A 12,618-nucleotide genomic window follows, 5' to 3' on the forward strand; every position below is an offset into this window, starting at 1 on the left:
TTCGTTTAAAAACCTCTTGATAAGCCAAATTAATAAAGCCGACATTAAGTCGGCCCATTTTCTATCATTTACACATGATGCGAATGATCGTTCCTTTTTCACTAGTTTCCGTTTCCCATGTAAGCTTCATGTCCTTCAGCATCAGGGAAACGATGGAAAGCCCAATTCCGGCCCCTTTTTCAATCGATTCCCCACTCATTCCCGGACCATGGTCTTCAATAATGATCTGCTGAAGATGAGCATCCATCTTCATGCCAATATAACCGCCTTTACGTGCATGCCGATAAATATTTTGGTAAAAATTATCTAACACACGTTCCATCCTTTGAGGATCAACCTCCCAGTAAAAAGTCTCCTCCGGAAAATCAATCTCCATTTGAAAGCCTGCTTCTTCAAAAACTGGGTACCACGCTGCAAACGATGTTTTTACTAATCTGACCATATCTATACTTTCTGGATAATATGGATACTTTCCAGTTGTCAATAATGTGTAAGAAAGGAGGTTTTCAATTAACTGGCCTAGATAGCCAATTTTATTGTCGATTAAATCGAGTGACTCTTTGCCTTTGTCACTCAATCGCTCTTTTTTTAAGCTGAAGGCATGGCCTCTGATCGTCGTTAAAGGTGTTCTTAAATCATGTGATAAATTCGCAATCAGCTGTCTTCTGAGCATTTCTTCTTCCTTCTCACGGATTCGGCTGATTTCGAGCTGATGAATCATTTCATTAAAGGACACTTCCAGCTGGCCAATTTCATCCTTTTTTTCAACGCTTATGGAATCTGGGATTCCATTTTCTGCTGGATGAGCCATCGCTCGCTGAAGCCGAAGCAGACGCCTTCTAATTCTGTAAAAGAATATCCACGAGATAAATATAAAGACGGCTAATATAGCAATTACAGAAAGAATAATTGCATAGCTGTACCGTTCCTGAAAGCTCTGTCCAGTAGAGAGCATAGCTGAACGCGGAACCTGAAGAACCATAAACCCTTCTTCTTTTTCCTTGCCAATTAAAGTCACAACTGTAAATGGATCAGCCTCTAACCCTCGGTTTTTTTTCATATAATCGACCGTTAAGGACGGTGACCATGATAAAGGAACAGAAAGGTTTTCTGGTAGCCGCTCCCTCGTCTGCCCTGTTTCATCTACCCAAAACATAGATGCCTCTGAATACTCTTCTTTGATTTTCCTTAGCTTATGGTTTATTTGTTCATCGGAAGCTCCTGCCAGGATTTGTGCTTCTGCATGCCACATCGCTTCTAAATCAGTCCCATTTTGGTATTTATTTGGCTCTTTATTTACAGAAAGATAATTAAAAAATACGACTGAAATAAACAAAAAGGAAATTGGTACGATCATGATGGCGAATAATATTATTAATAGATACTGATTTAATAATGAGTTTTTCAGTTTCATTGCTTCACCCTATAGCCAATTCCCCTGATTGTTTCAATTATTTCAGGTGAGCCTGGGTTTATTTCTATTTTTTCACGAAGATAGCGAATATGAACCATCAATGTCTTGTCGCCTTCCATGTACTGCTCTCCCCAAACAGACTCATAGATCTGCTCCTTCGTTAGAATCTGATTTGGATGCTTGATAAAATGCATAAATATCTGATACTGCTTGCCCGTTAAAATAATTTCCTCTCCATTCCGCTGATCAATAATCGTATTTTCGGAAAGATTTACACATATATGGCCAAGCTTTATCTCATTTGAAACCGATAGACCAGACCTTCTTAGCAACACTTCAATTCTTGCTGCAAGCTCATCCGGATGGAAGGGCTTTGTGACATAATCATCTGCAAATTGTAAGCCCTGAAGCTTATCATCCACAGCTGTACGTGCGGAGAGCATTAATATTGGGACACGAGGGGCTTCTTTTTTTAGCCGCTGTCCGACTGTAAAGCCGTCAAGTCCAGGGAGCATAACATCTAATACAACAAGATCACTATTGATCACAGCTTTTTCGGCTCCCTCGCCTGTTTTTAGCCACTGTATGTTAAATCCTCTCTGTTCTAGATCATCCTTCACCCAGCTGCCAATTTCTAAATCATCTTCTATGTATAGAATTCTTCTCATTTTCATCACCTACGTTTATAATAGAGAATAGCAATTGGGAATAAAAGCCTAATAACTTAAAGTTTCTCGTAAAATTAATTATTGTTATAATAGAAAACAATCCAAGCCATCTTATTTAATGAAGCAATACTTCAGGGAGGAATTTTGAAATGACGATGAAAAAAGTCTTAACTATTGCTGGATCTGACACAAGCGGAGGCGCAGGCATCCAGGCTGACCTAAAAACATTCCAGGAACTAGGCGTTTATGGGATGACGGCTCTTACAACCATTGTGACAATGGATCCAAAAAATAACTGGAATCATAAAGTCTTTCCAATTGCCCTCGAAACTTTAGAAACACAAATAGAAACCGTCCTATCCACTGGAATAGATGCAATGAAAACAGGCATGCTCGGTTCTGTTGAAATAATTGAACTTGCTGCTAAAGTGATAGACGAAAATAAATTAGATCGGGTAGTCATTGATCCTGTTTTAGTTTGTAAAGGAGAAGATGAGGTTCTTCACCCAGAAACTGCTGAAGCTTTACGAACGATTCTTGTTCCTCGCGCAACAGTTGTCACACCTAACCTCTTTGAAGCATGGCAATTGGCTCAAACGGGACCGATTAAAACCGTTGATGATATGAAAGAAGCAGCAGTAAAAATTCATGAGCTTGGTGCGAAATATGTCCTTATAAAAGGCGGAAGCAAGCTGCAGCACGAAAAAGCTGTGGATCTTTTATATGACGGAAAAGAATTTAAACTATTTGAAAGCGAACGAATTGATACGACTTACACGCATGGCGCAGGCTGCACATACTCATCAGCCATTACTGCAGAATTAGCAAAAGGAAAATCCGTAGTAGAAGCTGTCGAAGTTGCAAAGGATTTCATTACAGCCGCTATTAGCCATGGATTTAAATTAAATGAATATGTTGGACCAACGATGCATGGGGCATACCGCCGTTTTGGCGCCGGCCGTTTGGAAGCAGAACAGCTTAATTCATAAACAGAGCCAAACGGCTCTGTTTTCTTTTAAAGTCCTCCTTTTGATAAACAGACAGCCCTTCGCTATTGTTCATGATGTCTCCTTTATCGAAAGAACAGCCCTTCTGCTATTGTTTAAGCATGAATTTCGCTTTTCCATTCCTTTTTTAGTAAAATATAAATTGGAAATTAGATAGAAAAAGAATGAACGTACGTGGAAGGAGGATTAGGATGGAACCAGTAATTATTGATCACGTACAAAAAGAATTGGATCGCTTTGCCCAAAAAGAAGTGTATATCCATTTAGAAACAACGAACGGGGCATATGCTTCTCATTTCGATGAGTCCTTTTTCTCTTCAGGTGCATATATACGGAATGCACTTTTGCAATATGAACATGGGAAAATAACAGGAAACGGGCCTTTTCGTGTTGGTCTTAAAATGAGCTTCGGCTGGGTGTACGCAGAGGGAATTACCCATTTTGAAGTGGATGACAAAGGCAGGCTGTTATTAGCTGGGCACGACTTTAGCGGCAAACTGGCTGTTTCCCTGCAAGTAAGTGAACAGCCATTTTAGCGCGGAACTGAACAAAAAGTGTAGGAAAGGAGAATGCGACATGGAAAAAGAGAGACATGTATTAGTCGTCTTCCCTCATCCAGATGACGAAGCATTTGGTGTTTCAGGAACAATTGCTTCCTATACAAAGAGCGGAACCCCTGTTACATATGCTTGTTTGACACTTGGGGAAATGGGAAGAAATATGGGAAATCCTCCGTTTGCTACGAGGGAAACCTTGCCGCAAATAAGAAAAAAAGAACTGCAGGATGCGGCAAATGTCCTTGGAATTAAGGACCTACGCATGCTTGGTTATCGAGATAAAACAGTCGAATTCGAAGATGAAGCTGTATTGGCAGCGCATATGGGATCAATTATTGAAGAAGTGAAACCTTCTTTAATTATTACGTTTTATCCAGGCTATGCCGTTCATCCTGACCATGATGCAACCGGTGCAGCAGTTATTAAAGCTGTTAAGGATATGCCTGAAAGCAATCGTCCAAAGGTTCATTGTGTTGCCTTTTCTAATAACTGCGAAGAAGAGATCGGCCAAGCAGACATTGTCAACAATGTAAGTGATGTGGCTGATTTAAAGCTTGCTGCCATAAAAGCGCATATTTCACAAACACAGCTGATGGCTGCTGAAATGGAAGAAAAGCTAAAAAACCAAGACCCTGCGGTGATGGCACGAATTCATAATGAGCGTTTTTGGACTTATAAGTTCTAATAAAAAAGGCAGTTTTTCACTTTATTATTGCGAAAAACTGCTTTTTTTGAAAATAACATTTATATTTGCATATCGCTAGTTTCTGCTTTTTCAGACTCTAGCATATTCTTTAAATTCTCAAGTTGGTAGCCATCCTCTCGCTTGATCATTTTGACAATCATCGGTCTTGTTAATTTCATTCGTAAACCGCTTGTTTGAATAAATGCCTCAAGCTCCACTTGCGTTCCTTCCTCAATTTCATGAAAAACATATTTATACTCAACAATTAATCCATTCGAATTGCTTCTTGATGTAAAAGAATGGTTCTCTTCATATTGAATATATTCAACCTCTGCAAAAATTTCCTTGCCTCTAACCAGCCGTGTTTCCTTAAACTTTGTCCCTTTCCCAATGTCGCCTTCTGTTAACTTTTCCATTTTAGAAACAATAGGCATTACCTCATGGACATTTTCCATACCAGCCATGTATTGAAATACTTCTTTCACAGGTTTATGAATAATAACACTAGAACGAAAGTCAGCCATAATTACACCTCTATTTGGTACATGCTTTTTTCTTTATTATAACAAAAAACAGAATTCTTTCTCATAGAATCCTGTTTTAGAAATTTATAATTTTTGGTGAAATAGGGAACAGAATTTACACCAATCCGTAATGACAATAGTTTTCCCATTAATTTCGATAATCCCATCTTTTTTAAGCTTTGAAAATACTCTGCTGACACTTTCCCGCGATGTACCTACTAAGGTGGAAAACTCTTGAACGGTAATCGGGAGCTCAATATACATTTTATTGCATCGATTAGCTCCAAATTTTTCAGCAAGCCGCTCGAGTGTTCGAATCGTCTTCATATAAACATCTAGGAGAGCAATATCTCTCAAGATGGATGTCATATCTCGAAGCTGTTCACTCATATAACGGATAATCTGAACAGACATTTCTGGGGATAGGCACAATTCTTGCTCTAAGTCATCTGTATTTAAGAAGTACACTTCGCCTTCTTGAATCATCGTAGCAGTTGCTGGATAACACATGCCTTCTGCATTAAATAAGCAAGCTTCCGCAAAAATCTCTCCTTTTTTCTTAATACAAGTAATGATTTCATTCCCATGTTCATCCTGCTTCGTTAACTTCACAATACCTGAATGAACAAAGAAGACACCCTGTGCCTCTTCATATTCAGAAATAATTTGCTCACCTTTCTTATACGCTTTTTTTAAAATGCGTTTATCAATTAACTGAACCGATTGCTTTGGGAGGTTTTTAAACACTTCAATTTGACCTAAGAACTCTTCAATATCTGGCTGCTGAGCTGCATTTGGGTTGTTCATGTTCATTTCCCACCTTATAAAGTATTTCATCGTTATATTCATTCTATCGAAGCTTACAGTTGTTGAATGTGACTTTTTTCACATGGTTACTGCATGGCCTTCTTCTGATAAGGGATATGAATAATAGAGTTCGTATTAATAGCTGTATGGTTTAAAGGCGTTTTTTGATCCGCTTGCTTTACAATCGTCACAAATTCTTCACTATCCATTCACAGAACATCCACAGTAGATTCGCTGATAAGTGAATTTCATCACACGTTCCCATCCCCCTCAACGTTAGGATAATAATGAAAAACATACAAAAGGAGGGAAAACTTTGAAAAAACCTTTTTTAATTTTTGTTATTAGTGCCCTAATCGGTTTAGGGCTTGGTTATGTAGTATTTGATGTTTTAATCCCCGATCAATCCCAGCAAGAAGTAGCTGTAGATGATAAGGACGAAGCAAAATCCTCAGAGACGTCACAGGAAGAAGCAAATAAAACAGTTGCTGTTTCTGGTGATAACATTCTTCAGGCTAAAGGATGTCTAGGCTGTCACGCTGTAAGTGGGTTAAACCTCGATGGTGGTGCAACCGGACCAGACTTATCGCAAGCATTTAATAATGTGGAAGATAAGCATGGCAAACCGCTTGCTGAGTTTTTAAAAGAGCCAACTTCTGCTGTTATGTCTGGCGTGATTGGCGGAAACCCATTAACAGATGAAGAAATAAACCAAATTATTGAGGCACTCCAAAAGGCAGCTGAATAGATTCAAGCCATTTTATATTTCATGAAGGCGGTGGAAAGATTAATGAAAAATTGGATTCCTGCTGCAACTGGCCTAGTTGCTGGTGTACTGGCAGCAACAGTATTTTTTGCAGATTTTTCATCTGGTCCATCTGGATCAGCAAGCAATGAAAATGTTAACAAAACAAATGCGGAGAAGGTTTACGTCCCATTTGGTGAAAAAGACGAGTACTATTTAATGGCATCTGGCGGCCATTCCGGACAAATGTTCATTTACGGTGTCCCATCCATGCGTCACATCCGTACGATTCCTGTTTTCTCACCAGATTCAGCTACTGGATATGGGTTTGATAAACATACGAAGGAGTTAATGGGCGGCTATACTTGGGGCGATCTTCACCACCCGGCATTATCGGAAACAAATGGAGATTATGATGGAAAATACTTATTTGCAACAGATGTAGGAAATAGCCGGGCAGCTGTAATGAACTTAGAAACATTTACAACAAGAGATATCATAGATGTCCCGAATACAAGCGGCCCGCACTGTGCGGCATTTGTTACGGAAAATACAGAGTACATGTTCCTTCCTACACGCTTCGCTGTTCCTATTGGGAGGGAATATGCTAGCTTAGATGATTACAGTGAAAAATATCGCGGCGTCATGTCGGCAGTAACATTTGATGAGAAGAATGAAAAATTAAATATTGCTTACCAGGTTGCCCTTCCACCATGGTCCTATGATCTATCAGACGCCGGGAAGAAGATGTCAGCTGACTGGGCAGTTATGACAACTTATAACACAGAAGAAGCAACTACAAATTTAGAAATCAATGCATCTCAGGCAGATCGTGACTATATTGTTTTATTTAACTGGAAAGAACTTGAGAAAAAAATCAAAGATGGCGAGTACGATGAAGTAACTGGGCAAAAAATGATTTTCCCAGAAAAACATAAAGGCGGAATATACCTTGTTCCAGTTGCAAAATCACCACATGGAGTTGACGTTACACCAGACGGGGAACACTTTATTGCTTCTGGAAAACTAGCACCTGCCATGACCGTTTTCTCGTTCCAAAAAGCGTTTGATGCCATTGAAAAGCAAGATTTTGCTGGTGAGCGTAACGGCATTCCAGTCCTTAACTATGATTCTGTAATGGAAAGAGAAGTGGATCCTGAAAATGCACTTGGACCGCTTCACACCCAATTTGATGATAAAGGAATGGCTTATACAACGATGTTCATCTCTTCAGAAATAGTGAAGTGGGATCCTAAAACGGGTGAAACATTAGATCGTGTTCCTGTTCAATATTCACCAGGACATTCCGTCGCTGCTGAAGGGGACACAGTAGCCCCAGATGGAAAATATCTTGTTGCTCTAAATAAAATTGCGAAGGATTCTTATTTATCGGTTGGCCCTTCTCACCCTGAATCCATGCAATTAATTGATTTAACAGGTAAAAAGATGGAAGTGATTCAATCTGCACCTGTTAACCCTGAACCACACTATGCGCAAATGATCAAAGCGGACAAAATTAAAACGATCTCTATTTATGATAAAGATGAAAACAATCCTGATGCGGTTTATAACCAAGAAGATACAAGAATTGAACGAAAAGGCAATGAGGTACACGTATACGGGATAGCCATGCGTTCTAAATTCATTTTTGATGCAAAGGCTAAACGTCCAGATGCAATTGAAGTAAATGAAGGCGATAAAGTATTCATCCACTTAACGAATATTGACTTTGATCAAGACATTACCCATGGCTTTGCCATCAATAGTTATGACATCAATATAGAAGTTCAGCCGGGCCAAACAAATACAGTTGAGTTTACCGCTGGCAAGGCAGGTACTTATCCATTGTACTGTTCGAACTTCTGTTCAGCACTTCACCAAGAAATGACTGGTTACTTATTAGTAAAACCCAAAAATCAGTAAACTGGGTCAAGGGTATCAATCGTGATTGATACCCTCCCTCAGTTTTAATAGAAAGGCGTGTCTACATTGAAAGGAAAACAACTTTCACCCGTTTCGTCTATCATACTAGTTGTTTCTGCCCTGCTGATTGGAGCGTCTCTTTTCTTTCCATGGTGGAAAATGGAGTTTTATGCGCCCCAATACCCTGAAGGTTTAAATATTATTGTTTACCCTGATAAGCTCGAAGGAGAAATTGATATTGTTAACGGACTGAATCATTACATTGGAATGGCCAATTTTAGTGAAGAAAATTTTCCCGAGCTGAAATACCTTTCATATTTAATTGGCGGCCTGGCATTGCTCGTTTTAATCGCTGCAATCATTAGAAAAAAGAGATTTTTATACTTTGTTATCGGCTTATTTGCTGCTGGAGGCTTGCTCGGTATATGGGACTTAAACCGCTGGCTCAAAAATTTTGGTACGGACTTAGATCCCACGGCACCCATTCAAGTGGATCCATTTGTTCCTCCAATAATTGGTGAAAATACACTCGCTAACTTTGTTACTTACAGCAAGCTAGGAATCGGAACTTACTTAGTCATTGCGGCATTTATCTTCCTATTCATTCCTTTATGGAAGGATCGGCAGAAATGAAAACAAACATACTCTTACTCTTCATGTTGTCGTTAATCGTTATCGCCATTCCAAACAAAGGTCTTGCATCTGAAAATCTCCAATCCATTATTGATTTGGCTGATGAAGGGGCGGTTATCCACCTTGAAAATAAGACGTATGAAGGAAATATAGTAATTGATAAGCCACTTGAAATAATAGGCGATAAAAAAACAATTATTAAGGGGGATTATTCAGGGAACGTCATCTCTATCCGCTCCCCTTATGTAAAAGTAAGAAACCTCACTGTTATGAATAGCAGTTTAGATCGAAATAGCTCGGAGGAATACGCAGCAATTAAAGTGTATACAGACCATAACCTCATTGACAGCGTGACTATTAAACACTTTTTTCACGGTATTTACCTTAGCCAAGCCCATCATAATACGGTTCAAAACTCCAAAATCACTGGATTGGGCAAAGGACAAATCGCGAATCAAGGGAATGGCTTACATGTATATTATTCAAACGATAATACGTTAAACAATAACGTCATTAAAGGGACCAGGGACGGGATGTTCTTCGATTACGCAAATCGCAATCAAATAAATCATAATCGCATTAGCGAGACCCGTTATGGCTTACATTATATGTATTCTGATGATAATTTCTTTAAAGACAATACGTTTACTTTTAATACCGGCGGGGCCGCCATAATGCACTCGAGAGGGATTAAGCTTGAAAACAATCAATTCGTTTTTAACTATGGCCATAAATCGTTCGGATTGCTTCTTCTATCTGCTATTGATACGGAGATAGAGGAAAATACGTTTTTTCTCAATCAGCGCGGGTTATATATTGATCAATCGACAAACAGCCTAATTAAAAATAATGAAATTGTAAAAAACCAAATAGGCGTCGAACTTTGGGCTAGCTCAAATGAACAAACATTCACTTTAAACACAATTGAAGAAAACACCCTTCCTGCGGTTACACTTGGCGGTCAAGGGAGAAATGAGTGGAGTGTAAACGGGAAAGGGAATAATTGGGGCAAGTCCTTCCCTGTTCTCGATTTAAATCAAGACAGAATTGGTGACCAGCCTATTATCTACCAATCTTCATTATATGAACTTATTGAGGACCAAGAATTAACTTATCTATTTTTGAAAAGTCCAGCAGTAGCCGTTTACGAAAAAATGAATCAATTTTTTCATAATGATAAAACAATGTTTGAAGATCGATATCCGCTGGTAATGAATAAAAGCGCTTCTATTCATTCAATTTTTTATGTACTTGCTAGCATTATTATTCTAGCCGTTATTTTAGTAAAAGGGAGATATCAGCTATGTATTATATTTGGAAAGAATGGAAGGAAAACATAAAAGGAAAAGGATTATGGTTATCCTTCGGCATCATTGTTCTTGTTTCAGTCAGTTTATTGTTTAAATCTTCCTCTCTCTCCTTTGATCAAGGCTTTTATGTTCTCTTAATAAACCTATTCGATGCGTTTGTTTATTTTATCCCCTTATTGTGTTTATTCTTAGGGGCATTTAGTATTTTTCAAGAAAAAGAACAAAAGACTCTTATAATGCTTTTAACGAGACGCGATTCCTTTTTAAGCTTCTTATTTAAAAAAAGCATCGCCATTCATTCAGGGCTTCTCGGTCCACTCATCGTATGGTTCTTCATCTATTTAGTGCCATTAAAATTTTTCTTTCAAACAGATTTGAAGAGCTATCTCGCCTTTTTGCTCTCTCTCATCTGTTTCACAATCATCTTTACACAGCTTGGTGTATTAATAGGCAGTATTAGCCGTTCTAGGATGCAAATTGTCGGTTTCTCTATTGTCATTTGGTTTTACTTTTTCTTTTTACACGATTTCATTCTGCTATCCTTCCTAACAGACATCACATATGAAAATGTAAAATGGTTCTCAGCCGTTTATTTTTTAAATCCAATACAGGCTGCCAGGATGTATCTCGAATCATCGCTAGGTGTCTACTCATTCGATCATATGTCTAAGCTTCTTCAATCCTTTATGTGGATGAAACCAGGGCTATTTTTACTAGCAAATGTAAGTTTCTTATTAGTAGTTTCCTTTATCGCAGGAGTATTCTTTCACCGTAAGGAGGGCTCTGAATGATTAACATTCAAAATCTCTCCCAATCGTATGGGAGGAAAATCGTATTAAACGATGTAAACCTATTGATAGAAAAGAATGAGGTGTGTGCACTAGTTGGAAGAAATGGGGCAGGGAAATCAACATTGATTAATAGCTTGCTTGGCATTCTTCCTGTAAAAGCAGGAACGATAACGATAAACGGAGCCACAGCATCGAAAAAAAGACGGCCACAAAATGAAATTGGCTATTTGCCTGAAAAGTTTATGCTTTACCCCCTATTAACAGGCTTAGAAAATATGATATTTTTTGCGAAAGCCGTTTCCGAACAGCTTGATGAAAAGCTTATAGAGGATGTTTTGAAATCAGTTAATCTATGGGAAGATCGAAACACGGTCGTTCATGGCTACTCAAAAGGCATGCTGCAAAGATTGGGCCTTGCCGTTACCTTATATCAAAATTCAGCGATTTTAGTACTTGATGAGCCAACGAGCGGCCTCGATCCCATTGGGAGAAAAGAAATAATCGAAACGTTAAAAGCATTAAAAGATAAAACGATCCTCCTGTCATCCCACCATATGGATGAAATTAAGCAGTTATGTACACATGTCGCCTTTTTAGATGAACATAAAATCACAAAATATACAGTTGAGAAATTTCTCGAAACCCAAAGTTTAGGAGAGAGCGAATGATGAAAAAAATTCATACTTGTATTATTTTTGTTCTCCTTTTCATGCTTGCTGCCTGCAGTTCAAGTAAAAGCATAGAAGTTACCGTTGAAAAAGAGCTTTACTATCAAAAGGATCAAACGTCTGAATTTGTTATAAAAGTGACTAATCATGAAGAACCTGTTGATGGATTAAAGATAAGTGCTGAGTTCTCTATGGTTGATATGGACCATGGAAAATATGAAGTGTCTTTCACTGAACAGGAAAACGGAATATATACGAGTGAAGTAGAACTTCCAATGGCAGGGGAATGGGAGATCGTCTTCACGATTGATCAAGATGGCAAAACAATTGAAAAAGTGATCGAGTATGAAGTAAAAGAGCCAAATGGCGTAGCAACGATAAACGGAGAATGGGTCACAAATGACGATATTGAATTTTACCGTTTTATTAATAAACTACACATTGAAATTAACCGAGAGCAGGCTCATGAGACATATGAGGGAAAAGAACTAGAGGAAACGTTAGCTACCTTAGATGATCAGGAACAAGCGGTTCAAGATCAAAACACATTATTAACACAAATTATTCGCCTTCGCTCAGTCGCTTTACTAGGTGTAGAAAAGGGGCATCAAGCTTCTAAAGAGGAAATTAGCGAAGCGATTAAAAGTGTACGCGAGCAGTATGCACAATCCAAAGCAGCCCAGGACTTGATTAAAGAATTTGGTGAGGAAAAGTTCTGGGATAAACAAGAGAAACAATACGAGCTGATTGTCCTCTCCCAAAAAGTCCAAACAGACCTGATAAATAAAGTTAAAAAAGAAAATCCCGACGTCAATGAACAAGAAGTTCTTTATCAGGCACAAAAACAATACGAAGATCTGCTCGTATCCCAAGTAAACTCACTAGA

The 12,618-nt window shown here is 38.6% G+C and carries 15 protein-coding genes; 10 read left to right on the top strand and 5 right to left on the bottom strand.

Annotated features, from left to right (window positions below):
* Nucleotides 1-64 precede the first annotated feature (64 nt).
* Nucleotides 65-1,414 (bottom strand): HAMP domain-containing sensor histidine kinase, encoded by a 1,350-nt coding sequence (locus tag RUH74_RS20230; RefSeq protein WP_313803341.1) that lies wholly within the window; start codon nucleotides 1,412-1,414, stop codon nucleotides 65-67.
* Nucleotides 1,411-2,088 (bottom strand): response regulator transcription factor, encoded by a 678-nt coding sequence (locus RUH74_RS20235; protein WP_313803343.1) that lies wholly within the window; start codon nucleotides 2,086-2,088, stop codon nucleotides 1,411-1,413. Before RUH74_RS20235 ends, RUH74_RS20230 begins: the two co-directional genes overlap by 4 nt.
* A 143-nt stretch (nucleotides 2,089-2,231) precedes the next feature.
* On the opposite strand from RUH74_RS20235, the gene pdxK reads away from it, so the two are divergent.
* The 3 genes from pdxK (at nucleotide 2,232) to bshB2 (ending at nucleotide 4,331) form a co-directional block, all read left to right on the top strand.
* Nucleotides 2,232-3,071, top strand: coding sequence for a pyridoxine/pyridoxal/pyridoxamine kinase (pdxK, locus tag RUH74_RS20240; protein ID WP_313803345.1), 840 nt, complete (start codon nucleotides 2,232-2,234; stop codon nucleotides 3,069-3,071).
* 209 nt (nucleotides 3,072-3,280) lie between these two features.
* Nucleotides 3,281-3,625: a YojF family protein gene (locus RUH74_RS20245; protein ID WP_313803347.1), complete on the top strand. Its 345-nt coding sequence runs from the start codon at nucleotides 3,281-3,283 to the stop codon at nucleotides 3,623-3,625.
* A 40-nt stretch (nucleotides 3,626-3,665) separates the two neighbouring features.
* Entirely contained in the window at nucleotides 3,666-4,331 is a 666-nt protein-coding gene (gene bshB2 / locus RUH74_RS20250) for a bacillithiol biosynthesis deacetylase BshB2 (protein ID WP_313803349.1), read from the top strand.
* A 59-nt stretch (nucleotides 4,332-4,390) separates the two neighbouring features.
* On the opposite strand, the gene RUH74_RS20255 is transcribed toward bshB2, so the two are convergent.
* The 3 genes from RUH74_RS20255 to RUH74_RS20265 all read right to left on the bottom strand — a co-directional run bounded on the left by RUH74_RS20255 (nucleotide 4,391) and on the right by RUH74_RS20265 (nucleotide 5,871).
* Complete coding sequence (locus tag RUH74_RS20255; protein WP_313803351.1) at nucleotides 4,391-4,855, bottom strand: SRPBCC family protein; 465 nt, start codon at nucleotides 4,853-4,855, stop codon at nucleotides 4,391-4,393.
* An 84-nt stretch (nucleotides 4,856-4,939) separates the two neighbouring features.
* Nucleotides 4,940-5,662 carry a Crp/Fnr family transcriptional regulator gene (locus RUH74_RS20260; RefSeq protein WP_313803353.1) on the bottom strand — a complete coding sequence of 241 codons (723 nt, stop codon included), beginning with the start codon at nucleotides 5,660-5,662 and terminating at the stop codon, nucleotides 4,940-4,942.
* Between the two features lie 86 nt (nucleotides 5,663-5,748).
* Complete coding sequence (locus RUH74_RS20265) at nucleotides 5,749-5,871, bottom strand: hypothetical protein (RefSeq protein WP_313803355.1); 123 nt, start codon at nucleotides 5,869-5,871, stop codon at nucleotides 5,749-5,751.
* A 107-nt stretch (nucleotides 5,872-5,978) separates the two neighbouring features.
* Here RUH74_RS20265 and RUH74_RS20270 point away from each other — a divergent pair, with 107 nt between their 5' ends.
* From RUH74_RS20270 to RUH74_RS20300, 7 genes are all read left to right on the top strand, one after another.
* A complete protein-coding gene (locus tag RUH74_RS20270; protein WP_313803357.1) occupies nucleotides 5,979-6,410 on the top strand; it encodes a c-type cytochrome in 432 nt (143 codons plus the stop codon).
* A 42-nt stretch (nucleotides 6,411-6,452) separates the two neighbouring features.
* The gene (gene nosZ, locus RUH74_RS20275; protein ID WP_313803359.1) at nucleotides 6,453-8,330 is read left to right on the top strand and encodes a Sec-dependent nitrous-oxide reductase; all 1,878 of its coding nucleotides are present in this window, start codon (nucleotides 6,453-6,455) and stop codon (nucleotides 8,328-8,330) included.
* Nucleotides 8,331-8,387: 57 nt separating this feature from the next.
* Complete coding sequence (locus tag RUH74_RS20280; protein ID WP_313803363.1) at nucleotides 8,388-8,963, top strand: hypothetical protein; 576 nt, start codon at nucleotides 8,388-8,390, stop codon at nucleotides 8,961-8,963.
* Nucleotides 8,960-10,303, top strand: a complete 1,344-nt coding sequence (gene nosD, locus RUH74_RS20285; RefSeq protein WP_313803365.1) for a nitrous oxide reductase family maturation protein NosD — start codon at nucleotides 8,960-8,962, stop codon at nucleotides 10,301-10,303. The genes RUH74_RS20280 and nosD overlap by 4 nt, the downstream gene beginning before the upstream one ends.
* Nucleotides 10,267-11,064 (top strand): ABC transporter permease, encoded by a 798-nt coding sequence (locus RUH74_RS20290; RefSeq protein WP_313803367.1) that lies wholly within the window; start codon nucleotides 10,267-10,269, stop codon nucleotides 11,062-11,064. The genes nosD and RUH74_RS20290 overlap by 37 nt, the downstream gene beginning before the upstream one ends.
* Nucleotides 11,061-11,732, top strand: a complete 672-nt coding sequence (locus RUH74_RS20295; protein WP_313803369.1) for an ABC transporter ATP-binding protein — start codon at nucleotides 11,061-11,063, stop codon at nucleotides 11,730-11,732. The genes RUH74_RS20290 and RUH74_RS20295 overlap by 4 nt, the downstream gene beginning before the upstream one ends.
* A partial coding sequence (locus RUH74_RS20300) for a FixH family protein (RefSeq protein ID WP_313803371.1) occupies nucleotides 11,729-12,618 on the top strand: 890 nt, incomplete at its 3' end. The genes RUH74_RS20295 and RUH74_RS20300, both read left to right, overlap by 4 nt.

The sequence above is a fragment of the Cytobacillus sp. genome, assembly GCF_032154635.1.
In the GTDB taxonomy this organism is placed as follows: Bacteria; Bacillota; Bacilli; order Bacillales; family Cytobacillaceae; genus Cytobacillus.

Coding starts and splice junctions, on each gene's coding strand:
- RUH74_RS20235 (WP_313803343.1), bottom strand. CDS start 2,088: ATGAAAATGAGAAGAATTCTATACATAGAAGATGATTTAGAAATTGGC.
- RUH74_RS20260 (WP_313803353.1), bottom strand. CDS start 5,662: ATGAACAACCCAAATGCAGCTCAGCAGCCAGATATTGAAGAGTTCTTA.
- bshB2 (WP_313803349.1), top strand. CDS start 3,666: ATGGAAAAAGAGAGACATGTATTAGTCGTCTTCCCTCATCCAGATGAC.
- RUH74_RS20295 (WP_313803369.1), top strand. CDS start 11,061: ATGATTAACATTCAAAATCTCTCCCAATCGTATGGGAGGAAAATCGTA.
- RUH74_RS20265 (WP_313803355.1), bottom strand. CDS start 5,871: ATGGATAGTGAAGAATTTGTGACGATTGTAAAGCAAGCGGATCAAAAA.
- RUH74_RS20245 (WP_313803347.1), top strand. CDS start 3,281: ATGGAACCAGTAATTATTGATCACGTACAAAAAGAATTGGATCGCTTT.
- RUH74_RS20255 (WP_313803351.1), bottom strand. CDS start 4,855: ATGGCTGACTTTCGTTCTAGTGTTATTATTCATAAACCTGTGAAAGAA.
- RUH74_RS20230 (WP_313803341.1), bottom strand. CDS start 1,414: ATGAAACTGAAAAACTCATTATTAAATCAGTATCTATTAATAATATTA.
- nosZ (WP_313803359.1), top strand. CDS start 6,453: ATGAAAAATTGGATTCCTGCTGCAACTGGCCTAGTTGCTGGTGTACTG.
- pdxK (WP_313803345.1), top strand. CDS start 2,232: ATGACGATGAAAAAAGTCTTAACTATTGCTGGATCTGACACAAGCGGA.
- RUH74_RS20290 (WP_313803367.1), top strand. CDS start 10,267: ATGTATTATATTTGGAAAGAATGGAAGGAAAACATAAAAGGAAAAGGA.
- nosD (WP_313803365.1), top strand. CDS start 8,960: ATGAAAACAAACATACTCTTACTCTTCATGTTGTCGTTAATCGTTATC.